Genomic DNA, 22,606 nt, shown 5'->3' on the forward strand with positions numbered 1-22,606 from the left:
TTCAGTCTACGACGCGGGCGGGGGCGCCGATCGAGACGGCGGCACCCCCGCGCTTTCCACGTCAGGCCTGCTGCTGGTACGCCAGATCGGCGGCGGTGAGGCCCTCGAGCGCCATCCCGAACGGGACGTCCTGGGTCAGCCGGCGTCGCAGGGCGAGGTTGAGCGTCTGCTTCTGCAGCGAACGGTAGAGCGCGGGCCTGGCGGCGAGCTTCCGCGCGATCTCGATGCCGCGCTCGAGGGCGTGCTCGTGCGCGACGACCTCGTTGACGACACCCCACTGCAACGCGGTCTGCGCGTCGATGGTCTCGCCGGTCCAGAGCAGCCACTTGGCGCGCTGGGTGCCGGCGATCTCCTCCCACACCACGTGCAGGCCGTCGCCGGCGGTGATGCCGAACGCGGGGTGTGGGAAGTCGCCGTAGGTCGCCCGCTCCGACGCGATGTGCACATCGGCGAGCAGCAGGTACTCCGAGTGGATCGTGGCGGTGCCGTTCGCGACGCCGACGACCGGCATCGGCAGGTCGAGGAGGCGCTCGAGGACCTTGCGGCCCTCGACGCGGGTCTTCTCCCACGCGGCCGGCTTGAAGATCTCGCCGAGGCTCGGGCCGTCGATGTCCTTCATGAAGTGCTCGCCGGTGCCGGTGATGACCAGGGCCCGGTTGTCGGCGTCGAGCGCGATGTCCTCGAGAGCCTGGGGGAGGTCCTCGTGGGTCCGGCCGGTGAAGGTGAGAGGTCCGCCGTCCGTGTGGAAGCGGAGGACGAGCACGCCGTCCTCGTCGCGCTCGAAGGCGAGGTTGTCGTACTGGTCGAAGTAGGTGGGCGTGGTCATGGTGGCTCCTCGGGCTCGGTTGGCAACTGAACAGGTCTGTTCAGCCGCGTTGCCTCAACCATACAGATCAGTTCAGTCACGTCAAGCCGGACTCCCGGGAGGCGTGGGGGCGGCTTAGGGTAGCCTCACCTTCGTGACTGCCAGCCGTCGGCCCGCTCGCCGCCTCCGTTCCCTCGTCGCCGCCATCGCGACCGCCGTCGTGGCCACCCTCGTCCTCGCCGGGTGCAGCAGCGGCACCGCCTCGAACAGCGCCTCGCAGACGGCGACGAGCGGCTCCTCCTACCCGGTGTCGGTGCAGACCGCGTTCGGCACGACGACGATCCCGTCCGCGCCGAAGCGCGTGGTCGCGCTCGGGTGGGGCGACGCCGAGACGGCCCTCGCCCTCGGGGTCCAGCCCGTCGGCGCGAGTGACTGGCTCGCGTTCGGCGGTGAGGGCGTCGGCCCCTGGCTCAAGGGCGCGTACACCACGTCGCCGAAGATCATCGGCACCCTCGAGCCGAGCTACGAGCAGATCGTCGCGCTCAAGCCCGACCTGATCCTCGACACGAAGAGCTCGGGCGACAAGGACCGCTACCAGAAGCTCTCCGCCATCGCCCCGACCGTCGCCATCCCGAAGGGCGGCGCGAACTACCTGACGAGTACCGACCAGCAGGTGACCATGATCGCGAAGGCCCTCGGCAAGGTGCAGCAGGGCAAGGACCTGCTCGACCAGGTGGACTCCGCGTTCGCCAGCGCGCGGAAGGCCCACCCCGAGTTCAAGGGCAAGACGGCCGTCATCGGTGCGTACACATCGAGCGGGTACGGCGCCTACGCCTCGGGCGACTCCCGCGTCGCGTTCATGAAGCAGCTCGGGTTCACCCAGCCGAAGGCGGTCGACAAGGCCGCGGGCAGCGCGTTCTCCGCCACGCTGTCGAACGAGAACCTCGACCTGCTCGACGCCGACCTCACCGTGATCCTGCCGATCTACACGACGGCGGCCCAGGCGTCCTCGAGTCCGTTGTTCAAGCAGGTGCCCTCGGTGAAGAAGGGTCACGTCATCGTCGAGCGCAACGCGGACGTCTCCTCCGCGTTCTCGATCGGGACCGTGCCCGCGATCCTCTGGGCCCTGAAGCGGCTGCCGGACCAGTTCGCGGCGAAGCTCGGCTGACCCGCCCTAGGCCCTCGGCCTCGCCCCCGCCCTCCTTCGGAGACCGCCTGTTCCCGACACTGCGCGCGTCGTCCGACAACGGGAACGTCGCTTCATACGTCCGCAGATACTGCGTGCGCATGTGACGACGGGACCACTGTCGGACGACACGAGTTCGGTCGTGTGTGCACACGACGCCGTCCGAGCAGTGCTCCGCGGCCGGGAGTTGGATGAGCGACATGACCGATGACAGCGCCTTCCGCCCCGCCGGCTACACCAGCCTGACCCCGTTCCTCGTCGTGCACCCCGCGGCCGAGGCGATCGCGTTCTACGTCGATGTCTTCGGCGCCGAGGTCGTCTACCGCCTCGACGCTCCCGCCACCCAGGGCGGCGAACCGTTCGTGGGGCAGGCGGAGCTCGACTTCGGGACCGGGCGACTGCAGCTGTCCGACCCGATGCCGGCGATGGGACTGACCCCGCCGCAGAAGGGCGGCGACGGCGTCAGCAGCTCGACCGTCCTGTACGTGGCGGACGTCGACACCGTCTACGCCAGGGCGGTCGCAGCAGGGGCCGACGGGCGCGAGGCCCCGAGTGACTTCGTGTCCGGCGATCGCTTCGCGTCGATCATCGACCCGTTCGGACACCGCTGGGCACTGCTCAGCCGCCGCCCGGACATCTCCGAGGAGCAGAGCATCCGCGCCGTCGAGGAGTGGTGGGGGCAGGCCGCCGCACAGCTCGCCGCCGACGCCTGAGCACCGGGCTGCTCAGCGCCCGAGCCGTAACCAGCGCCCGAGCCGTAACCAGCGCCCGAGCCGTAACCAGGGCCCGGGCCGTGCCCGTGCCCGTGCCTGAGCCCGAGCCCGCGGTCGAGGCCCGGTGTGGGGACGAGGTGCTCGAGGATCCCGCGTCGCCCCCAGGTCATGCGACGGGTGACGTGACCGGCCACGACCCCCGTGTGCCGCGAGGGATGGCCGATCGCCGCCGCCCGTGGACGTCAGAGTGAACGCCTCCCGTTCATGACGTCCACCCGACCGCGGTCGCCGCGGTCCGCGGTGGTGGAAGGCCCACGCTGCCCCGATGCACACGCAACACCACAGGAACCGCCCCGGCGGCGCACCCATCCGGAGGCGGATCGCGGCTCTCGCAGCCGCCGTCCTCACCGCGAGCACCGCTCTCGCCACCGGCGTCCTCGCGCCCGTCGCCGAAGCCCGCACCGTCTCGGATTCGCCCACGGGCTGCGGGTACGGCAGTGGAGGGACTGAAGCGTCCAATCTGTGCTGGTTGGACATGTCCTCGTACGACGAGGGTCAGGCGCGCTCCGCGACCGGCCAGACGATGAGCGCCCGGCTCCCCGGCGGTTACGTCCTGCGATACACCATCAGGACCGCGACGCCGAGCGGGTACCGTGCCGGCACCACGCGTGCTGCGAGCACACCGACGTACAAACAGGCGTACATCGGGACGCAGATCTACCGGGGCATCCCAGGTCGACCGGCACTCGGGTTCGACGACGCGCGGAACGTCGGGGCGCGCTTCGCATTGAGCGACATCCACGTCGAGGACGCGTCGGGGACGCCGGTCACAGGATGGGGCATGGTCGCCGCCGATGCGGAGACCTCGGAGACCCACGAACGGATCGACTTCGCGTCGGACGTTCCGCTCGGTCGCCTCGACGTCCCGGATCCGGCGCGACCCGCATGCAGCGGGGGCGTGACCGGGATCGGATCGACCGCGGTCCGGTGCGAGGGGGGCAGAGGACCGTTCGGTGCGCTCGTGCTCCAGGCGAACGAACCGACGTCGATCGAGGCCGTCCTGAGCGAGACCAACCGCAGCGGCGCGGAGGCTGTCGCGTTCGCGTTCGTCACGTCGAGGTTGACCCTGCGGAAGGCGGTCGACGGGCGCTCGAGTCCGTCCGACTCGTTCGACACGGCGATCACGTCACCGCAGGGGACCGTCCTGGCATCCGCGACGACCGGGGGTGCCGACGCCTCGACGACGGGGTCGACCACGGTCCTCCCGGACAGCCGTGGAGGCGCGTTCACGCTCTCCGAGACCGCCACCACGGGCACGGGCACCGACCTGTCCGGGTACGCGCAGCAGTGGACCTGCACCAACGCGAATCCCGACAGCCCGACGCGGTTGCCGTCGGGCGGCGGCACCGTCCAACGCGTGACCCCGGCGGCCGGTGACGACATCACGTGCACGGTCACCAACAGCGCCCGGAGCTACACGGTGACCAAGTCCGCCTCAGCGACGGTCGCACAGCCGGGGGACCGCGTGTCGTACACGATCACGGTGGCCAACACGGGGAACGTCGACTACACGTCGGAGGACCCCGCGTCGTTCACGGACGACCTGACGGGTGTCCTCGACGACGCCAGATACCGCGACGACGCGTCCGGTGGTGCGGTCGTCACCGGGAAGACGCTCTCCTGGTCGGGCGCGCTCGCAGCCGGTGCGACCCGCACGATCACGTACTCGGTCACGGTGGACGATCCCGACCAGGGTGATCACCGACTCCGCAACGTGGTCGCCCCGTCGTCCCCGGGCGGGACCTGCGGAGCGGCCGGGTGCGCCACGACGACGCCGGTCCGGTCCTACGTCCTGACGAAGACGGCGGACCGTTCCGACGTCGTCGCGGGATCGACCGTCCGCTACACCATCACGGTCGAGAACACGGGCGCGGCCCCGTACACGGACGCGCATCCGGCGTCGTTCGACGACGACCTCGCCCAGGTCCTCGACGACGCCGCGTACGGCCGGGACGCGACGGCGTCCGGCGGTGCCGTGGCGTACGACGAGCCCGGGCTGCGGTGGTCGGGGCCGTTGGCGGTGGGGGCGAAGGTCACCGTGACGTACTCCGTCCTCGTCGGTGATCCGGGTGGTGGCGGTGACGGCCGGCTCGACAACACCGTCGTCGGCACTGCTCCGGGCGCCAACTGCACGACCACACACCCGGACCCGGACTGCACGGCCCACTCCCGCGCCGCCGCCTACACCGTCGAGAAGCGAGCGTCTGCGTCGGTCGCCGACCCGGGCGACGTCGTGACCTACACCGTTCGGGTGTCGAACACCGGCAAGGTCGACTACACGGCTGGGAACCCGGCCTCGTTCACCGACGACCTCTCCGGCGTGTTCGACGACGCCGACCACCAGGGCGACACTCCGGACGGCGCGACGATCTCCGGGAACACCCTCTCCTGGTCGGGGGCCCTGGCCGTGGGGCGGACGAAGACCATCACCTACTCGGTGGCCGTCCACGACCCGGACACGGGCGATCACGAGCTCGTGAACTCCGTCCGACCGACGGCCGCAGGGGGCTCCTGTGGGACGGCAGGGTGCGCCACGACCACGAAGGTGCGCTCCCTGGCGGTGAGCAAGACCGCCGACGTCGACGTCGTCACGCCCGGAGGGACGGTCACCTACACCGTGACGATGCGGAACACCGGTACCGAGGACTACACCGCGGCACACCCGGCGACGTTCGTCGACGACCTGTCGGGGGTGCTCGACGACGCGACCGTCGAGACCCTCCCGGACGACGTCACCTACCGCGAGCCGGAGTTGACGTGGAGCGGCCCGCTCGCCGCCGGCGCCTCCGAGGCGTTCACCTACTCCGTGACCGTCGGTGACCGTGCCGCGAGTGACGCCGACGACGTCCTGATCAACACCGTCGTCGCGCCCCACAGCAACTGCCGCTCCGACCTGCAGGACCCGACGTGCGTCGTGCGGGTCCCGGTCCGCTCGTACTCCGTGCAGAAGACGGCCGACACCGACCACGCGGATCCGGGGGACGTCGTCACCTACACGGTGACGGTGGAGAACACCGGGGCCGTCGCGTTCACGGACGAGGACCCGGCGTCCTTCGAGGACGACTTGTCGGCGGTCCTCGACGACGCGACCTACGACCGGGACGCGGACCACGGCGCGACGGTGTCGGACGCCACCCTCGCCTGGTCCGGGGCGCTCGGGGTGGGCGAGACGACGAGGGTCTCGTACTCGGTGACCGTCGACGATCCCGACACCGGCGACCGTTCGCTCGTGAACGTCGTCACCCCGAGTGCTCCGGGCGGTGCATGCGTGACCGACGCGGGATGCACGACGACCACGGTGGTCGCGCCTCCCGAGCCCGAGCCCGGCGCGGAGGCCGCGCCGGACGAACCGGTGACCGGCGCGGCGGTGCACACCGGGGGCACGGTCGCCGAGCCCGGGGCGGGCGCGCGCTGGTGGACGGTGCTCCTCGGTGCCGGAGGCACGGCGCTCGCCGGTGTGGTGCTGTTCACGGTCCTCCGGCGTCGCCAGCGGTGACCGATCCGCAGGCGGATCCCGCGCGACGGCGACGTCGGACGGGTCGGCGCCGGCCGCGGGTGCTCCTCGCGGCCGGCGCCCTCGCCGTGCTCATGATCGCCGGTGGCGTGAGCGGGTACTTCCTGGACGCCGGACCCTCAGCGGCCGGAACGGTGGTGGACATGCGCGGCAACGCCGTTCAGCTCGACCCGGAGGGTCCGATCGCGACCCGGCCCGCGACCGGGTCCGGAGCCACGACCGGTGCCGGAACCGAGGCCGGGCAGGAGGAACGGGCCGGCTCCCGGTTCATCGTCAGGTCCCTCGATCTCGACGTGCCCCTCGCTCGGCTCGCCGCCGTCGGCGGGGTCATCACCCCGCCCGGGTTCACGTCCGCCTACGTCGTGGACGGTCTCGGGGCGTCTCTCGCCGAGGGGGACCGCGGCACGGTCTTCGTGGTCATGCACTCCCTCCGCAACGGCGGCCTCGCGCCGGGGAACTTCTTGATCGACGTCGCTCGGCGGCGCGCTTCGGTGGCCCCCGGAACGGTCATCAGCGTCGGCGGTGTCGAGTACCGCGTCAGCACGGCACGCGTCGTGCCGAAGGGTCGGCTCGCGTCGACGTCGTCGGTCTGGAGGGACGTGCCGGGCCGACTCGTCGTGATCACGTGCCTCCAGCGACCGGACGGCCGCCGCTCCGTCGACAACGTGGTGATCGAGGCGACCCGGGAGTGAGCGGGGCCCGCCACGCGGTGCGGCCGGGAGGCGCGGCTCAGGACGCGAAGAACGACCCGATGAACGCGAACACGAGCGCGATCAGCGGGAACGACCCCTGCACCAGCGCGGAGTTGCGGTAGCGGCGACCGGTGGCCCCGAGGATCACCGATGCGCCGACCATGCACGCGCACGCGAAGACGACGAGAGCCCACCCGGTCGCGCTGCTGCCCGTGACGACGAGGACGACCCCGAGCACCGCCCCGATCGCCAGGAAGAGGTTGTAGAAGCCCTGGTTGAACGCCAGTGTCCGGGTCGATCGCGCCTCGGCCTCGTCCGCGATGCCGAACACCTGACGCGTGCGCGGGCTCGTCCAGGCGACGGATTCGAGGAAGAAGATGTAGACGTGCACCAGTCCGGCGAGGACGGCGAACACACACGAGATCCCGAGCACGATCGACATGGGAACCATTGTCCCAGGAGCGGGGAGCTGCCCGGACCACGCCCAGGAGTGGTGTGGACGGCAGTGGTGTCAGCGGGGTGTGTGGGGGAACCCCCGATCAGAGTGCGCGGAACGTCCGCCGCTCCCGGCCCTCCAGATGGGGGATCGCTCCCAGCGTGCCGTACTCCGAGAAGTGGGGCGAGTCGATGTGTGCCTGGAACGCGTCGTCGTCGACGTACTTCTCGAAGATCCGGAACACGCGCGGCTCGGCGTCGTCGACGTAGACCTCGTACACGAGGTTGCCCGGCTCCGCGTGCGTGGCCTCCACGAGGCTCTGCAGGGACTCGGCGACCGTCCCCTCGTGTCCCTCGATCGCGATCCACGTGGCGCTGACGATCGTTGCCATCCTCGACTCCGTTCCCGTGCCTCCCGGCCCGTGCCTCCCGGCCCGCGCCGGTCCCGGCCGACGCCGGGCGCTGCCGAGCCTAGGCGGGCAGGAGGGCCGTGTCCGGCATCCTCCCCTCCACAGCGCCGACCGCACCGCCGTCGTCCCCAGGGTCAGCCGGGAGGCCCCGGCGCGCCCGTCCTGGCGCGTAGCGTCACCGACATGGACCGACCCGTCATCGTGCTCGACGTCAACGAGACCCTCTCCGACCTGTCGGCGCTCACCCCGGCCTTCGAGGCCGAGGGGGCTGCCGGTGCCCTCGCGCAGACCTGGTTCGCCGCCACCCTGCGCGACGGCTTCGCCCTGACGATGGTGGGCGAGTCCCGTTCGTTCGCCGAGGTCGGACGCCCCGTGCTGCTCGGGCTCCTGGCACACGTCGAGGGTCTGCTCGACGAGCCGGCGGACGCGGCTGACGCGATCCTCCGAGCGTTCGCCGAGCTCCCGCCGCACGACGACGTCGCAGCGGGGATCACCGCGCTCGCCGCAGCGGGGCACCGGATCGTGACGCTGTCGAACGGGGCGGGAGCCAACGCACGGGCACTGGTCGAGCGAGCCGGGGTCGCGGACCTGGTCGAGCGGCACCTCGGCGTCGAGGACACGGGCGTCATGAAGCCCCACCCGGACGCCTACCGGCGGGGGCTCGCGTCGCTCGGGGTCGAACCGGGCGACGCCGTGCTCGCCGCGGTGCACCCCTGGGACCTGCACGGTGCTCGGCGGGCCGGGCTCCGGACGGCGTTCGTCGACCGCACCGGAGCGCCCTGGCCGGCGGTGTTCGAGCGCGCCGAGTTCGCCGTGCCGTCCCTCGTCGAGCTCGCAGGCGTGATCCACATGTGAGTGCTCTCCACAGCCGCTGTCACACAGCGACCCGTGGTGGTGGCCGCCGTTAGGCTCGTCGCATGACCGCCGCCGATCAGCCCTCCGGGACCACCACCGACACCCGAGGAACCCGCTCGGCCTCGCCGTACGAGCGCTCCGCGGTCGACGAGCTCGCGGCGATCCGGCAGAGCATCGACAACATCGACGCGGCCGTCGTGCACATGCTCGCGGAGCGGTTCAAGTACACGCAGCGGGTGGGGTACCTGAAGGCCGCGGCCGGTATGCCGCCGGCGGACCCGGAGCGCGAGCAGGTCCAGGTCGCGCGGCTGCGGTCGCTCGCGGCGGAGTCGCACCTCGACCCCGCCTTCGCCGAGAAGTTCCTCAACTTCATCATCGCCGAGGTGATCCACCACCACGAGCGCATCGCGGTGGGCGACGAGTGACGGACACCGCGGACGGGGCGGGGCAGGGACTCGCCGCGCTGCGGTTCCTCGTCGGCGGGTACACGGCATCCCGGGGTGGGAACGCGACGGGGATCTCCCTGGTCGAGGCGGACACTGCGGGTGACCTGGCGGCGCGGACCATCGCCGTCGTCGACAACCCCTCGTTCCTCGTGCAGTCCGGCGACAGCGTGTTCGCCGTGTCCGAAGCGGCGGAGGGCAGCGTGCATGCGTTCCGCCGTCACGACGCCACCCTCGAGCACCGTTGGGATGCCCCGAGCCACGGTGCAGACCCCTGCCACGCGCACGTCGATCCGTCCGGGGTCCTGCTGCTCGCGAACTACTCCTCGGGCAGCGTCGGTGCTGTCGCACTCGAACCAGCGGACGTGCACGCCGAGTCGGTCCTCCACGACGGGACCGTCGCGTACGAGCACGGCGCGGAGACCCGGGCCGGAGCCCCGGTCCTCTCGACGACCGGCACCGATCTCCCGCACGGCTCGGGGCCGGTCGTGACGCGGCAGGAGCAGCCGCACGCGCACCAGGTCGTCGCGGGCCGCAACGGCACCGTCCTGGTCTCGGACCTCGGCGGGGACGCGATCCACGAGTACCGCATCGGTGTCGACGATGACGGCGCGCCCGTCATCGACCACGTCCGTCAGCACACCCTGCCGGCCGGGACGGGCCCCCGACACATGGCGTGGTGGGGCGACCACCTGCTCGTCAGCGGCGAGCTCGACGGACGGGTGCACCGCCTCCAGGCCGATGCCGGCGGCGTCCTGCACGACGTCGAGAGTGCACCCGCGTTCGACGGGCCCGTCGGCGAGACGCTGCTGTCCCACATCGAGGTCGACGACGCCGGTCGCGTGTACGTGGCGGCTCGCGGGCGCGACACCATCTGCGTGCTCGATGCCGCACAGGGGCTGCGACGCCTGGCGGAGGTCCCGTGCGGTGGATCGTGGCCGCGGCACTTCGCCCGCGTCGGCGGGTTCCTCCTCGTCGCGAACGAGCGGTCCGACGGCGTCGCGGTCCTGCCGCTCGACCAGGACGGCATCCCGGGTGCCCCCGTCGCGGTCGTCCCCGTTGGGACCCCGACCTGCATCGTGCCCATCGCCTGAGCCGAGGGTCGGGCCCGGGCGCCGTGTCCACGGGCGCCGCGTCCACGTGCGCCGTGTCCACGGGCGACGGAGCCGCGGTCGTTCGACACCAGGATCGTCGTCGCATGCACCGCAGCCGGTGCGTTCGGATCTGCCGACGATGCCGTTGTCGAACGACGCCCGGACCGTCGAAGACAGGCGGAACGGGATCGGTGGGCGCGGTCAGACCGTGGGGGAGCCCGCCGCGTCGGGCTCGACCACGTTCACGAGCGGCCGCCCGGCCGCCAGGGCCGCCACCTGCCGCCGCATGAGGTCCACCGTCCGCGGCACGCTCAGACCCGTGTTCCCTCCGACGTGCGGCGTCAACACGGTGTTCGGCGTCGTCCAGAGCGGGTGCCCCGCGGGCAGTGGCTCCGGGTCGGTGACGTCGAGCGCCGCGAACAGGCGCCCGGACGACAACTCGGCCACGAGCGCCTCGGTGTCGACGACCCCACCGCGGGCGACGTTGACGAGCAGGGCGCCGTCGGGCATGGCGGCGAGCAGTTCGGCGGACATCAGCCCGGCCGTCGTGTCGGTGAGCGGGGTGATGAGCACGACCACGTCGGCCGTCGCCACGAGCGTCGGGAGCTCGGTGAACGCGTGCACCTGCCGGCCGTCCTGCTCGCGAGCGGTGCGGGCCACGACGGTGACGTGGGACTTGAACGCCTCGAACCGCGCGGCGATCTCGCGGCCGATGGAGCCGTACCCGACCACGAGCACCCGCCGTTCCGCGAGCGAGCGCCCGAGCCGAACGGTCCACTCCTGCCGGGTGCGCTCGAGCGTGTGCACGTCGAGGTTCCGGAGCGAGGTCAACGCCAGGCCGACGGCGAGTTCGGCGGTCTCGTCGTCGTGGATCCCGCGGCCGTTCGCGAGCGTGGCGTGTCTGGGCACGTGGGGGAGCGCCCACTCGTACCCCGCGCTCGGGAGCTGCAGGAGCTCGAGCCCGGGCAGGTCGTGCACGTACTGCCAGCGGTGACCGCCGCGGAAGTACGCCGGGATGAGCACGCCGGTGACGGAGGACGGCCGGGGGTGGGGCGACTCGATGTCCCACACCTCGAGCGTGACGCCGTCGGGCGCGGGCCCGAACAGGTCGAGCATCTCCGCGGTCGGCAGGGTGACGACCGTCATCGTCAGCCGAGCGTCCCCTCGGTGACGGTCTCCTCGACCACGGCACCGAACCGCTCGGGCAGGGTGCTGCCGTGGGTGCGACGGAGCTCGGCGAGCGGCACGGTGAAGGCGCCCTGGAGCTCGAGCGCCTGCGACTCCGCGTCGGTCACGCCGATGCGGAGCACCGGGTACCCGCGGCCGTCGCAGAGTCCCTGGAACCGGACGTCGTCCTCGCGCCGGACGGTGACGAGCACGCGGCCGGTTGACTCCGAGAACAGTGCGGTGGCGAGGTCGATGCCGTCGCGGTCCTCGAGCTCGTCGAGCACGACCCGCGCGCCGATGCCGAACCGCAGCACGGACTCGGCGAGCGACTGCGCGAGCCCGCCGTCGGCGAGGTCGTGCGCGCTCGTCAGCAGCTGCTCGTCGGCCGCGGCGTGCAGGAGGTCCGCGAGGGCCTTCTCCTGGTCGAGGTCGACCGCCGGCGGACGCCCGCCGAGGTGCCCGTGCACGGTGCCGGCCCAGGCCGAGCCGTCGAGCTCGAGCGAGGTCCGACCGAGCAGGTAGACGTTGTGGCCGTCGTCCTGCCAGCCCGACGGCACCCGCTTGGCGACGTCGTCGATGATCCCGAGGACACCGACCACGGGGGTCGGGTGGATCGGCGTCGTGCCGGTCTGGTTGTAGAACGACACGTTGCCGCCCGTGACGGGGATCCCGAGCTCCATGCAGCCGTCGGCGAGGCCTTCGACCGCCTGCGAGAACTGCCACATCACCTCGGGGTTCTCCGGGGAGCCGAAGTTCAGGCAGTCGGTCACCGCGGCGGGCACCGCACCCGTCGTCGCGACGTTGCGGTAGGCCTCGGCGAGGGCGAGACGGGCGCCCTCCTTGGGGTCGAGGTAGCAGTAGCGGCCGTTGGCGTCCGTGGCGATCGCCACGCCGAGGCCGGTCTCCTCGTCGACGCGGATCATGCCGCCGTCGTCGGGGAACGACAGGGCCGTGTTCCCGAGGACGTACGTGTCGTACTGGTTCGTCACCCAGCGCTTGTCCGCCATGTTCGGCGAGCCGAGCACCTGCAGGAACTGGGTGCGGAGGTCCTCGCCCTCGAACGGACGGTCGAGCGAGGCCGCGCTGTCCTCTTGCACCGCGTCGATCCAGGTCGGGTAGGCGACGGGCCGGTCGTACACGGGGCCGTCGACCGCGACGGTGCGGGGGTCGACGTTGACGATCTCCTGCCCCTGCCAGTCGATGACCAGGCGGCCGGTGCCGGTGACCTCGCCGAGGACGCTCGTCTCGACGTCCCACTTGGCGGTGACCGCGAGGAACGCGTCGAGCTTGTCCGGCCGGACGACGGCCATCATGCGCTCCTGGCTCTCCGACATGAGGATCTCCTCGGCCGTGAGCGTGGGGTCGCGGAGCAGCACGTCGTCGAGCGAGATGTGCATGCCGCCGTCGCCGTTCGAGGCGAGCTCCGAGGTCGCGCACGAGATGCCGGCCGCGCCGAGGTCCTGGATGCCCTCGACGAGGTCAGCGCGGAACAGCTCGAGGCAGCACTCGATCAGGACCTTCTCGGCGAACGGGTCTCCGACCTGGACCGCGGGCCGCTTGGTCGGGCCGCCCTCGGTGAACGTGTCGGAGGCGAGGATCGACGCGCCACCGATGCCGTCGCCTCCTGTCCGGGCGCCGAACAGGACGATCTTGTTGCCGGTACCCGACGCGTTTGCCAGGTGCAGGTCCTCGTGCTTGAGGACCCCCACCGCGAGCGCGTTCACCAGGGGGTTCCCCTGGTAGATCGGGTCGAAGTAGGTCTCGCCGCCGATGTTCGGCAGGCCCAGGCAGTTGCCGTAGAACGAGATGCCCCCGACGACGCCGTGCACGACGCGCGCGGTGTCCTCGGCGTCGATGGCGCCGAACCGGAGCTGGTCCATGACCGCCACCGGGCGGGCACCCATCGAGATGATGTCGCGGACGATGCCGCCGACGCCCGTGGCCGCGCCCTGGTACGGCTCGACGTAGGACGGGTGGTTGTGGGACTCGACCTTGAACGTGACCGCGTAGCCGTTGCCGACGTCGACGACACCGGCGTTCTCGCCCATGCCGACCATGAGCCGCTTGGTCATCTCCGGCGTGACCTTGCGGCCGAACTGCCGCAGGTAGTTCTTCGACGACTTGTACGAGCAGTGCTCGCTCCACATGACCGAGTACATGGCGAGCTCGCCCGAGGTGGGGCGGCGCCCGAGGATCTCGCGGATCCGGGCGTACTCGTCGGCCGTGAGCCCGAGGGCCTCGTAAGGCTGCTCCTTGTCGGGCGTCGCGGCGGCGTCCTGCACGGTGTCGGGAGCCGGGACCCCTCGGCCGCCCACGGACAGATCGCCAGCGGCGCCAGCGGGAGCGGGCCCGGGGATCGTCGGCGCCTCGGCGACCGGGGCGCCCGGCGCGGTCGTGGCGGGCTCGGGCGCGAACTGCGCGTGGGCGTCGGGCTGCTGGGCGTCGGTCACGGCTGCGTGGGCTCCTGGTCGCGGGCGTCGACGGTTCGGCGCCGGGTGGTCACGTCGGTGCTCGCCGTGTGACGAGCGGGGGTGCTCGTCACCGGACGAGCGTCGACTCGATGACCGAGGTGAAGAAGGTGAGGCCGTCGGTGCCCGAGGACATCGCGGCGGGGGTGTCCGGCCCGAACCCGGGCTCGGTGGCGTGCTCGGGGTGCGGCATGAGCCCGACGACGTTCCCGCGCTCGTTCGAGACGCCGGCGATGTCGTCGATGGAGCCGTTCGGGTTGACCCCGACGTAGCGGAAGACGACCTGCCCCTCGCCCTCGATGCGCTTGATCGTCTCGCTGTCGGCGACGAACCGGCCGTCGGCGTTCTTGAGCGGGATGGTGATCTCCTGCTCGGGCGCGAACCCGCTCGTCCACGCGGTCTCGGCGTTCTCGACGCGCAGCTTCTGGTCGCGCCGGATGAACTGCTGGTGTGCGTTCCGGGTGTGCGCGCCGGGGACGAGCCGGGCCTCCGCGAGCATCTGGAACCCGTTGCAGATGCCGAGCACCGGCATGCCCTTGTCGGCGGCGTCGATGACCTCGGCCATGATCGGCGCCTTCGCGGCGATCGCACCGGCGCGCAGGTAGTCCCCGTACGAGAACCCGCCGGGCAGCACGATGCCGTCGACGCCCTGGAGGTCGTGGTCGCCGTGCCAGAGCGCGACCGGCTCGGCACCGGCCAGGCGGACGGCGCGCTGGGCGTCGCGGTCGTCCAGCGATCCGGGGAACGTGATGACGCCGATGCGCACCGGGGTCACTCGCCCTCGACGTGGACGGAGACGACGTCCTCGATCACGGCGTTCGAGAAGACGTCGGCCGCGATCCCGCGGACCTCGTCGAGCTTGGCGTCGTCGACAGGCCCGTCGACGGACACCTCGAACCGCTTGCCGATGCGGACGTTCGTGAGGTCGGACTTGCCGAGGCGGGCCAGGGCGCCGCCCACGGCCTTCCCCTGGGGGTCGAGGATCTCTGCCTTCGGCATGACCTCGACGACGATCGTGGGCACCTTGTCAACTCCAACAGGGGTCGGGGGGAAGGGACCAGCCGAGTCTACCCTTGCGTCCGGTTGTTCCAAGGCCTATATTCCATGTCGAATATTCGGTGTCGTACAACCAGGACGGGAGGCCCTCCATGCCGGACATGACACCGCTCGCGTTCGCCGCGCTCGCGCTGCTCGCCGAGCGCCCCATGCACCCGTACGAGATGTTCCAGACGATGGTGCTCCGGAAGGAGGACCGGAACGTCAAGGTGCGCCCGGGCACGCTCTACCACCAGGTCGGGCGACTGACGCAGCTCGGATACCTGGTCGAGCAGGGCACGGACCGCGAGGGCAACCGGCCCGAGCGCACCACCTACGCCATCACGGAGCAGGGGCGGGCGGTGCTCCGCGAGCAGCTCCTGACGATGCTCGCGACCCCGGCCGAGGAGTACCCCGAGTTCCCGCTCGCCATCGCCGAGGCGCACAACCTGCCCCGCGTCGAGGTCCTCGACACCCTCGCCACGCGGATCGCCGCGCTCCGGGAACGGACGGCCTTCCTCGACGAGGCGTACGAGAGCGTCACCTCGAAGCACCTCCCCGAGCGCTACTGGCTCGACCTCGCGTACCAGCGCGCCGTGCTCGCCGCCGAACTCGCGGCGGTCGAGCAGGTCGTCGACCGCCTCACCACGGGCGACCTCGACTGGGAGGGCGCGGACGACCACCCCGACGCCCTCGCGTACCACGCGACTGACCACCACAAGGAAGCAGAACCGAACGCATGACCACCGAACGCAAGCCCTGGCCGGCCCTCTGGGCCCTCGTCATCGGCTTCTTCATGATCCTCGTCGACTCGACCATCGTGTCCGTCGCGACCCCCACCATCGAGCGGAAGCTCGACGCCGACATCGACTCCGTCATCTGGGTGACGAGCGCCTACCTGCTCGCGTACGCCGTGCCGCTCCTCATCACCGGTCGCCTCGGTGACCGCTTCGGCCCGAAGACGATGTACCAGATCGGGCTCGTCGTCTTCACCCTGTCCAGTCTCTGGTGCGGGCTGTCCGGCTCGATCGGCATGCTCATCGTCGCCCGCGTCGTGCAGGGCCTCGGTGCCGCGATGATGACCCCGCAGACCATGGCGACCATCACGCGGATGTTCCCGCCCGAGCGCCGTGGTGCCGCCATGGGCCTCTGGGGTGCCACGGCCGGCGTCGCGACCCTCGTCGGACCGATCGCGGGCGGCCTGCTCGTCGACGGCCTCGGCTGGCAGTGGATCTTCTTCGTGAACGTGCCCGTCGGCGTCGTCGCCTTCGTGCTCGCGCAGCGGCTCGTCCCGACGTTCGACACGCACGCGCACTCGTTCGACGTCCTCGGCATCGTGCTCAGCGCCGCCGGGCTGTTCCTGCTCGTCTTCGGCATCCAGGAGGGCGGGACCTACGACTGGGGCACCATCACGGGCCCGATCTCCGTCTGGTCGCTCATCATCGCCGGCATCGTCGTGCTCGCCGCGTTCGTGGTGTGGCAGGGCGTGCAGAAGGGTGAGCCGCTCCTCCCGCTCGGCCTGTTCGCGGACCGCAACTTCTCGCTCGCCAACCTGGCCATCACGGCCGTCGGCGTCTCGATCTCGTCCTTCGCGCTGCCGGTGACGCTCTGGGCGCAGGACGTCACGGCGTTCTCGCCGACGCAGGCCGCGCTCCTCCTCACGCCCATGGCCGTGCTCTCCGCGGGGCTCGCGCCGTTCGTCGGGCGCAACATGCACCGCGTCAACCCGAAGTGGATCGGGGCGTTCGGGCTCGCCTGCACCTCGGCTGGGCTGTTCTGGATCGGCTCCCTCATCGCCGGCAACGCGGCCTGGGGTTGGATCCTGCTCCCCGCGCTGCTGCTCGGCCTCGGCAACGCCTGCATGTGGGGGCCGCTGTCCGTCACCGCGACTCGGAACCTGCCGCCGCGCCTCGCCGGCGCCGGCTCGGGTGTGTACAACACGACACGGCAGATCGGTGCCGTGCTCGGTTCCGCCGGCATCGCCGCGCTCATGGAGTCGCGGATCTCCGCGGAGTTCCCCCACTCGGGAGGCGCGGGGAACTCCGGCAGCGCCTCCTCCGCGATCGGGGTGCTCCCGTCGTTCCTCAAGCTGCCGTTCAGCACCGCGATGGGGCAGGCTCTCGTGCTCCCCGCGGCCGTGCTGATCGTGGCGATCGTCGCCGCGCTGTTCTTCGCGAAGCCGAAGGCCGCGGCGTGGGGCGGGGCCGGTCGTCCGGCGGCGGGTGCGGGTGCCTCGGCGCAGGCCGGTGCCCCTGCCGCGGCGGCGGGTACTCCGGCCGGTGCCGGTGCCGGTGCCGGTGCTCCGGCGCGGGCTGGCGCCAGGGCGGAGGCCGGTGCGACCGCTGTCCCGGCCACCGTCGGCCCGACCACGGACGCGACGCCGACCATCCTCGGGTAGCCGCGCCCGGCCTCCCGGCCCCGCCGTCCCATGCACCTGCATGTGGCGACGGGGCCGTCGTCGTTCGACCGCGGGGATGTCGAGAACCAGGGGAAGAGGGTGCGTGCGGGTGCATGCCGGGGAATGTGGCGACGGGCCGCCGTCGTCCGACCGCGGGAGTGTCGGGAACAGGCGGAAGCGGGGGCCCCGGAGGGGGGACGGCGGGTCAGGCCTGGCGGCGGAACCGGTCGAGGTGTTCCCGCGTCATGGCCTCGACCTCCTCGTCGGACAGCTCGTCGATGCTGCGGGCCTCGCGGCGGTCGGTCCGCTGCCACCGGATGAACAGCGCGATGAGGATCGGGATGTCCCCGACCTCGGCGATGAACCAGAGCAGGTCCGCCGCCAGGTGCTGGTCCTGCAGGGCGGACGGCGCCCACGACGGCCCGACGAGCCCGACGCCCGCGTGGTCCATGACGTGGTTGGTGATCCGCATGACGACCCCGGGCACGGCGTCGAGCAGCAGCTCCACGAACGCGAGCAGGAACTCTGCCGTGAGGAACGTCGTGGAGCGCAGCACGCCCGGCTCCGAGATCGGCGCGACGAGCGCGAACCCGAGCATCGGGACGAACACGGTGATGACGACCTCCCACACGCCCGACGTGCGGATCGTCGCCGCGAGCGGGGTGAGGAGCACCGCGAACACCGCGAGCGCGACGAGCGGCGACACGATCGCGTTGCCGAGCAGCCGGACCGCCCGCGAGTGCAGCAGACCGTCGACGACGCGGACGCTCCGCTCGGAGCCCGCCAGACGGACGAGCGTGAGCGGGCCGCCGAGCGCGGCGAAGGTCGGCACGGCGATGAGCAGCAGCGCGAGCCGGAGGACGAACGCCCAGCGGAGTTCCCGGTCGTACACGCCGGTGATCCCGAACTGCAGGACCGCGAACAGCACGAGGGCCGCGACGAAGCCGAGCACCCGCGCTGCCGACCACTGGTGTCCGCGGCGACGTGCGATGACGAGCCACCGCCCGTACGCCACCGCAGCGACGACGAGCATCACGGCCGCGAGCGGGTCGAGGTGCCAGGTGCTCCAGAAGACGGCGGGCGTGGGCGTGGGGTGCCTCCTGGCGTGCGGGGCCGCGGCTCGCGCGGGAGCCGCGGCGGTGGAGGTTCCATTGTCGGTCCACGGCGACCGTCCGGCACGCTCCGCCTCGGTGAGATTCGGCTCAGCCCCGCTGTGCTCCGCACCGGGTGCCGTCGCGGCGCACCGGCATCCGGCTCAGACCAGCTGCGCGTCCCAGTGCAGTTCGCCGCCCGGCCAGTCCTCGAGCGTCGCGCGGACGGGCAGCACGAGCCACCCCTCGTCGTCGACGACGGTGAGGCCCGCCCCGTCGGCGGTGAAGGCCGAGTACCAGCCCGCGGTGTCGGAGAGCAGTCGCCAGCCGGCCGAGCCGTAGAACGGCACGCGGTCCTCACCCGTCCCGAGCAGGCCGAAGGGGACCGCGAGCTCGTCGAGCACCGCCGCGGTCCGCGACAGGAGCTCGCCACCGAGCCCCCGGCCCTGGAGGCGCGGGGTCACCCCGACGAGCCCGACCGCCCCGACGAGCTGGTCGCGTCCGCCGACGGTCACGAACATCCGCCGGATCCCGACGTGCGCGACGACGACGTCGTCCACGGTCGCGATCACCCGCCGTTCGGGCTGCATCCCGCTCCAGCTCCGCCCGCCGACGTACCAGTGGTCCCAGTCCGGGAACGCCTGCGCGAGCATCGCCGCGATGGCCTCGTGGTCGGTGAGGGTGAGGTCGCCCTCGTGGACGACGGTCCACTCGGGTGCGGGCTCGGTCATCGCTCCATCCTGCCCCGGCTCAGACCTCGAGCGAGAACCCGCCGTCGGACTTCAGCAGCTGCCCGTTCACCCAGCCGCCCTCGGGCGAGCAGAGGAACCCGACGAGCGCGGCCGTGTCCGCGGGGGTGCCGAGTCGGCCGCCGGGGGTCCGCCCGAGCACCATCTCGACGACCTCGGGCGTCATCCACCCGGTGTCGTTCGGTCCGGGGTTCACGAGGTTCGCCGCGACACCGAGGTCGGCGAGCTCCTTGGCGGCGGCCAGGACGATCCGGTCGAGCGCGCCCTTGCTCATGCCGTACGCCAGGTTGAACGCGGTGTGGTCGCTCGTCAGCGCGACGATCCGGCGCCGCTCCCGCGGGACGTCGGCGGCCGGGCCCCGCAGTGCCTCGGCGTACGCCTGGATCATCAGGAACGTGGCCCGGGCGTTCACCGCGACGTGCCGGTCGAAGGCCTCGACCGTCGTGGTCGCGATCGACGAGTCGACCGACTCGGCGTGCGACAGCACGAGCGCCGCCACCGGTGCGTCGAGCGCCGCCGCCGCCGCGGGCACGAGTCCCGCCGCCTGGTCCGCCTCCGCCAGGTCGACCGGGAGGCGCGCCACTCGGGCACCGGCAGCGGTGCAGGCCTCGACCACCGCGTCGACCCCCTCGGGGTCCGGTGCGCCGTACACGCGCTCGTCGTACGGACCCCACCAGCTGAAGGCGAGGTCCCAGCCGTCCGCCGCCAGCCGTTCCGCGAGCGCCGCCGCGATGCCCGCGCGGCGCCCGACCCCCGTCACGAGCGCGACCGGTCGCGCTGATGTCCCTCGGTCGACCACGTCGTCGTCCTCCCCGTCGGCTGTCTCGTCCGCCTCGGACATCATGGCCTCGCTGATGACCGTCGACGGGCGGCACACGCCGGAACGGAGATCAGCGGTGGCAGCCCCCGGTGCCGAGCCGGACGTGGACGACCTCGTCGACGTGCAGCGTCGTGCGCAGCGTGCAGAGCCCCGACGCGCGGACCGTGATGCGCCCGAGCGGCACCCCGGCGAAGTCGGACGACTGCCCGGGGAGCATCGACTGGTGCTCGACGAGCTGCCCGTCGGCGTCGAGCACCTGCACGTTGTAGCGGTGTCCCTGCGCGGCGTCGGTGCTCACGTCGACGCTCACCCGACCCGTGCTGTCGTGGACGGAACAGCCCGCCAGGCCGGTGACGAGGCCTGCGGCCAGAGCGATGGAGCACAGGACGCGAGGCACGGATCCAGCGTACGTCGCGCCTCCCGGACCGGTGCTCGGAGCGTGACCGGCCGGTGCCGTGCTGCGACGCGGCGGGTCAGGCGCCGAGGCGTTCGATGAGCTCCCGGTACCGCGCTGCGGTCCGCTCGACGATCTCGTCGGGCAGCACGGGCGGGGTGCCCTGCCCGTCCCAGTGCTCGGTGAGCCAGTTCCGCACGATCTGCTTGTCGAACGACGCCGTGCGGTCGCCGCCCTCGTGGGCCTCGGCGTCCCAGTAGCGGCTCGAGTCGCTCGTCAGGACCTCGTCCGCGATCCGGATCTGCCCGGCGGCGTCGTGGCCGAACTCGAACTTCGTGTCCGCGATGACGACCCCGCGCTGCAGGGCGATCGCGGCCGCGGACTCGTACACGTGCAGGGACATGTCGCGGAGCGCGGCGGCGACGTCCGGCCCGACGAGCTCGACCGTCCGCTCGTAGGTGATGTTCTCGTCGTGGGCGCCCTGCGGGGCCTTGTACGCGGGGGTGTAGATCGGCTCGGGCAGCCGGTCGCCGTTCGACAGTCCCGTGGGCAGGGCGACCCCGCACACGCTCCCGGTCTCCTGGTACTCCGCCCAGCCGCTGCCGACGAGGTACCCGCGCACGACGCACTCGATCGGGAACATCGTGAGCGGCCGGACGCGCATCGACCGTGCCGCCACGGCCGCCGGTACGGGCGTGCCCTGGTGGGTCTCGCCGAGCAGGTGGTTCGGGACGTCCCCGAGCTGCGCGAACCAGAACCGCGACAGCCGCGTGAGCAGCTCGCCCTTGCCGGGGATCGGCGGTTCGAGCGCGTGGTCGAACGCGCTGACGCGGTCGCTCGCGACGAGCAGGAGCTCGGTCGCGGTCGCCGGGGAGGCCGCGCTCGCCGGCACGTACAGGTCACGGACCTTGCCGGTCGCGACGTGCCGCCAGCCCTCGAGCTCCGCTGCGGTCGCGGGGCGCACGCCCCCCGTCTCCCCGGCGGTCACCGTGCCACCCGCGCCGCGATGTCGGTGCGGTACTGCGCGCCCTCGAGGTGGATCCGGGACAGGCCGGCGTAGGCCCGGGCCCGCGCCTGCTCGAACGAGTCACCGATCGCGACGACGTTGAGCACCCGGCCGCCCGTGGCGATGAGCTGTCCCTCGAGTATCCCCGTCGCGGCGTGCAGGACGGTCACGCCCTCGAGTGCCGCGGCGTCGTCGAGTCCGGTGATCGGCCGACCGGTGACCGGGTTGTCGGGGTAGCCCTCGCTCGCGAGCACGACGGTGACGGCGGCACCGGGCGCGAACTCGGGACGCGGGGTCTGGCCGAGCCGTCCGGTCGCGGCGGCGAGCATGAGCGCGCTGAGCGGCGTCACGAGGCGGGGGAGCACCACCTGGGTCTCCGGATCGCCGAACCGCGCGTTGAACTCGATGACGCGGACGCCCTGCTCGGTGACGATGAGGCCGCAGTAGAGGAGCCCGATGAACGGGGTGCCCTCGTGCTCGAGCCGGCGGACCGTCGGCAGCGCCACGAGTTCGGTGACCTCGTCGACGAAGGCCCGTTCGGAGCCCCAGCGTTCGTCGAGCCACGGCAGGCGCGAGTACGCCCCCATGCCGCCGGTGTTCGGCCCGACGTCGCCGTCCCCGAGCCGCTTGTAGTCCTGCGCGGGGGTCATCGGCAGCACGTCGTGGCCGTCGCTGAAGAAGAAGAGCGAGACCTCCTCGCCGTCGAGGAACTCCTCGATGACGACGTGGCCGTACTGGAGCCAGTAGGTCGCGTGCTCGACGGCGGCCTGGCGGTCCTCGGTCACGAGCACGCCCTTGCCGGCCGCCAGCCCGTCCGCCTTGACGACGTACGGCGCGCCGAGGCGGTCCAGGGCGGCCTCGACCTCGTCCGCCGTTCCCACGTGGGCGGCCTCGCCCGTCGGGACCCCGGCCTCGGCCATGATCCGCTTGGCGAACGCCTTGGAGCCCTCGATCCGCGCCGCGGCCTTGCCCGGTCCGAACACCGCGATGCCGCGCGTCCGGAGCGCGTCCGCGACGCCCTCGACGAGCGGGGCCTCCGGGCCGATCACGACGAGTTCGATGCCGTTCTCGATCGCGTACTCCGTCACGAGCCCGCGGTTCGTCGCGTCGAGCCCGACCGTCTCGACGTCGGCGGCGATACCGGTGTTGCCCGGGGCTGCGGTGATGACGTGGCCGGCGTCCTCCGCGAGGAGCGCGGCGATGATCGCGTGCTCACGGGCACCGGAACCGAGGACGAGGATGCGCACGGCCACAGCCTACCGAGCGCCGGT

The 22,606-nt window shown here is 72.1% G+C and carries 22 protein-coding genes; 9 read left to right on the forward strand and 13 right to left on the reverse strand.

The window, feature by feature from the left end; genetic code table 11:
* Positions 1-61: 61 nt before the first annotated feature.
* The gene (locus DEI94_RS02955; RefSeq protein ID WP_111027210.1) at positions 62-826 is read right to left on the reverse strand and encodes an enoyl-CoA hydratase/isomerase family protein; all 765 of its coding nucleotides are present in this window, start codon (positions 824-826) and stop codon (positions 62-64) included.
* Positions 827-959: 133 nt separating this feature from the next.
* Here DEI94_RS02955 and DEI94_RS02960 point away from each other — a divergent pair, with 133 nt between their 5' ends.
* The 4 genes from DEI94_RS02960 (at position 960) to DEI94_RS02975 (ending at position 6,970) form a co-directional block, all read left to right on the forward strand.
* Entirely contained in the window at positions 960-1,973 is a 1,014-nt protein-coding gene (locus DEI94_RS02960) for an iron-siderophore ABC transporter substrate-binding protein (protein WP_111011269.1), read from the forward strand.
* A 218-nt stretch (positions 1,974-2,191) separates the two neighbouring features.
* Entirely contained in the window at positions 2,192-2,704 is a 513-nt protein-coding gene (locus tag DEI94_RS02965; RefSeq protein WP_111011568.1) for a VOC family protein, read from the forward strand.
* A gap of 535 nt (positions 2,705-3,239) precedes the next feature.
* Positions 3,240-6,260, forward strand: a complete 3,021-nt coding sequence (locus DEI94_RS02970; RefSeq protein WP_111027211.1) for a DUF7927 domain-containing protein — start codon at positions 3,240-3,242, stop codon at positions 6,258-6,260.
* Positions 6,257-6,970 (forward strand): class F sortase, encoded by a 714-nt coding sequence (locus DEI94_RS02975; protein WP_111027212.1) that lies wholly within the window; start codon positions 6,257-6,259, stop codon positions 6,968-6,970. Before DEI94_RS02970 ends, DEI94_RS02975 begins: the two co-directional genes overlap by 4 nt.
* Positions 6,971-7,007: 37 nt before the next feature.
* Here DEI94_RS02975 and DEI94_RS02980 read toward each other — a convergent pair whose 3' ends face one another.
* Together DEI94_RS02980 and DEI94_RS02985 are read right to left on the reverse strand one after the other, a co-directional pair.
* Positions 7,008-7,412: a DUF1304 domain-containing protein gene (locus DEI94_RS02980; RefSeq protein WP_181434616.1), complete on the reverse strand. Its 405-nt coding sequence runs from the start codon at positions 7,410-7,412 to the stop codon at positions 7,008-7,010.
* A 97-nt stretch (positions 7,413-7,509) separates the two neighbouring features.
* On the reverse strand, positions 7,510-7,797 hold the full coding sequence (locus DEI94_RS02985) for a putative quinol monooxygenase (RefSeq protein WP_111011559.1): 288 nt from the start codon (positions 7,795-7,797) through the stop codon (positions 7,510-7,512).
* Between the two features lie 201 nt (positions 7,798-7,998).
* Between DEI94_RS02985 and DEI94_RS02990 the strand changes: the two genes are divergently transcribed.
* From DEI94_RS02990 to DEI94_RS03000, 3 genes are all read left to right on the forward strand, one after another.
* Positions 7,999-8,670, forward strand: coding sequence for a haloacid dehalogenase type II (locus DEI94_RS02990; RefSeq protein ID WP_111027213.1), 672 nt, complete (start codon positions 7,999-8,001; stop codon positions 8,668-8,670).
* 62 nt (positions 8,671-8,732) lie between these two features.
* Positions 8,733-9,095 carry a chorismate mutase gene (locus DEI94_RS02995; protein ID WP_111011557.1) on the forward strand — a complete coding sequence of 121 codons (363 nt, stop codon included), beginning with the start codon at positions 8,733-8,735 and terminating at the stop codon, positions 9,093-9,095.
* Complete coding sequence (locus tag DEI94_RS03000; RefSeq protein WP_111027214.1) at positions 9,092-10,207, forward strand: lactonase family protein; 1,116 nt, start codon at positions 9,092-9,094, stop codon at positions 10,205-10,207. The genes DEI94_RS02995 and DEI94_RS03000 overlap by 4 nt, the downstream gene beginning before the upstream one ends.
* 201 nt (positions 10,208-10,408) lie before the next feature.
* On the opposite strand, the gene DEI94_RS03005 is transcribed toward DEI94_RS03000, so the two are convergent.
* From DEI94_RS03005 to DEI94_RS03020, 4 genes are all read right to left on the reverse strand, one after another.
* Positions 10,409-11,353 (reverse strand): 2-hydroxyacid dehydrogenase, encoded by a 945-nt coding sequence (locus DEI94_RS03005; RefSeq protein ID WP_111027215.1) that lies wholly within the window; start codon positions 11,351-11,353, stop codon positions 10,409-10,411.
* Between the two features lie 2 nt (positions 11,354-11,355).
* The gene (purL, locus tag DEI94_RS03010; RefSeq protein ID WP_111027227.1) at positions 11,356-13,689 is read right to left on the reverse strand and encodes a phosphoribosylformylglycinamidine synthase subunit PurL; all 2,334 of its coding nucleotides are present in this window, start codon (positions 13,687-13,689) and stop codon (positions 11,356-11,358) included.
* Positions 13,690-13,912: 223 nt separating this feature from the next.
* Positions 13,913-14,608, reverse strand: a complete 696-nt coding sequence (gene purQ, locus DEI94_RS03015; protein WP_111012427.1) for a phosphoribosylformylglycinamidine synthase subunit PurQ — start codon at positions 14,606-14,608, stop codon at positions 13,913-13,915.
* Positions 14,609-14,613: 5 nt separating this feature from the next.
* Positions 14,614-14,865, reverse strand: coding sequence for a phosphoribosylformylglycinamidine synthase subunit PurS (locus DEI94_RS03020; RefSeq protein WP_111011554.1), 252 nt, complete (start codon positions 14,863-14,865; stop codon positions 14,614-14,616).
* A gap of 125 nt (positions 14,866-14,990) precedes the next feature.
* On the opposite strand from DEI94_RS03020, the gene DEI94_RS03025 reads away from it, so the two are divergent.
* Positions 14,991-15,620 (forward strand): PadR family transcriptional regulator, encoded by a 630-nt coding sequence (locus tag DEI94_RS03025; RefSeq protein ID WP_111027216.1) that lies wholly within the window; start codon positions 14,991-14,993, stop codon positions 15,618-15,620.
* A complete protein-coding gene (locus tag DEI94_RS03030) occupies positions 15,617-17,275 on the forward strand; it encodes a DHA2 family efflux MFS transporter permease subunit (protein ID WP_111027217.1) in 1,659 nt (552 codons plus the stop codon). The genes DEI94_RS03025 and DEI94_RS03030 overlap by 4 nt, the downstream gene beginning before the upstream one ends.
* A 205-nt stretch (positions 17,276-17,480) precedes the next feature.
* Here DEI94_RS03030 and DEI94_RS03035 read toward each other — a convergent pair whose 3' ends face one another.
* From DEI94_RS03035 to purD, 6 genes are all read right to left on the reverse strand, one after another.
* On the reverse strand, positions 17,481-18,308 hold the full coding sequence (locus DEI94_RS03035) for a cytochrome c oxidase assembly protein (RefSeq protein WP_111012428.1): 828 nt from the start codon (positions 18,306-18,308) through the stop codon (positions 17,481-17,483).
* A 222-nt stretch (positions 18,309-18,530) separates the two neighbouring features.
* Complete coding sequence (locus DEI94_RS03040; RefSeq protein WP_111027218.1) at positions 18,531-19,097, reverse strand: GNAT family N-acetyltransferase; 567 nt, start codon at positions 19,095-19,097, stop codon at positions 18,531-18,533.
* A 19-nt stretch (positions 19,098-19,116) separates the two neighbouring features.
* On the reverse strand, positions 19,117-19,956 hold the full coding sequence (locus DEI94_RS03045) for an SDR family oxidoreductase (RefSeq protein WP_111027228.1): 840 nt from the start codon (positions 19,954-19,956) through the stop codon (positions 19,117-19,119).
* A 49-nt stretch (positions 19,957-20,005) separates the two neighbouring features.
* Positions 20,006-20,332 (reverse strand): hypothetical protein, encoded by a 327-nt coding sequence (locus tag DEI94_RS03050; RefSeq protein WP_111027219.1) that lies wholly within the window; start codon positions 20,330-20,332, stop codon positions 20,006-20,008.
* A gap of 76 nt (positions 20,333-20,408) precedes the next feature.
* Positions 20,409-21,317, reverse strand: a complete 909-nt coding sequence (locus DEI94_RS03055) for a phosphoribosylaminoimidazolesuccinocarboxamide synthase (protein ID WP_502869668.1) — start codon at positions 21,315-21,317, stop codon at positions 20,409-20,411.
* On the reverse strand, positions 21,314-22,582 hold the full coding sequence (gene purD, locus DEI94_RS03060) for a phosphoribosylamine--glycine ligase (protein WP_111027229.1): 1,269 nt from the start codon (positions 22,580-22,582) through the stop codon (positions 21,314-21,316). Before purD ends, DEI94_RS03055 begins: the two co-directional genes overlap by 4 nt.
* Between the last annotated feature and the right edge of the window lie 24 nt (positions 22,583-22,606).

The organism is Curtobacterium sp. MCBD17_040, assembly GCF_003234805.2.
In the GTDB taxonomy this organism is placed as follows: domain Bacteria; phylum Actinomycetota; class Actinomycetes; order Actinomycetales; family Microbacteriaceae; genus Curtobacterium.

Coding starts and splice junctions, on each gene's coding strand:
- DEI94_RS03035 (WP_111012428.1), bottom strand. CDS start 18,308: ATGCTCGTCGTCGCTGCGGTGGCGTACGGGCGGTGGCTCGTCATCGCA.
- DEI94_RS02965 (WP_111011568.1), top strand. CDS start 2,192: ATGACCGATGACAGCGCCTTCCGCCCCGCCGGCTACACCAGCCTGACC.
- DEI94_RS03030 (WP_111027217.1), top strand. CDS start 15,617: ATGACCACCGAACGCAAGCCCTGGCCGGCCCTCTGGGCCCTCGTCATC.
- DEI94_RS02970 (WP_111027211.1), top strand. CDS start 3,240: ATGTCCTCGTACGACGAGGGTCAGGCGCGCTCCGCGACCGGCCAGACG.
- DEI94_RS02980 (WP_181434616.1), bottom strand. CDS start 7,412: ATGTCGATCGTGCTCGGGATCTCGTGTGTGTTCGCCGTCCTCGCCGGA.
- DEI94_RS03045 (WP_111027228.1), bottom strand. CDS start 19,956: ATGTCCGAGGCGGACGAGACAGCCGACGGGGAGGACGACGACGTGGTC.
- DEI94_RS03040 (WP_111027218.1), bottom strand. CDS start 19,097: ATGACCGAGCCCGCACCCGAGTGGACCGTCGTCCACGAGGGCGACCTC.
- DEI94_RS02990 (WP_111027213.1), top strand. CDS start 7,999: ATGGACCGACCCGTCATCGTGCTCGACGTCAACGAGACCCTCTCCGAC.
- DEI94_RS03005 (WP_111027215.1), bottom strand. CDS start 11,353: ATGACGGTCGTCACCCTGCCGACCGCGGAGATGCTCGACCTGTTCGGG.
- DEI94_RS02985 (WP_111011559.1), bottom strand. CDS start 7,797: ATGGCAACGATCGTCAGCGCCACGTGGATCGCGATCGAGGGACACGAG.
- DEI94_RS02995 (WP_111011557.1), top strand. CDS start 8,733: ATGACCGCCGCCGATCAGCCCTCCGGGACCACCACCGACACCCGAGGA.
- DEI94_RS02955 (WP_111027210.1), bottom strand. CDS start 826: ATGACCACGCCCACCTACTTCGACCAGTACGACAACCTCGCCTTCGAG.
- DEI94_RS03025 (WP_111027216.1), top strand. CDS start 14,991: ATGCCGGACATGACACCGCTCGCGTTCGCCGCGCTCGCGCTGCTCGCC.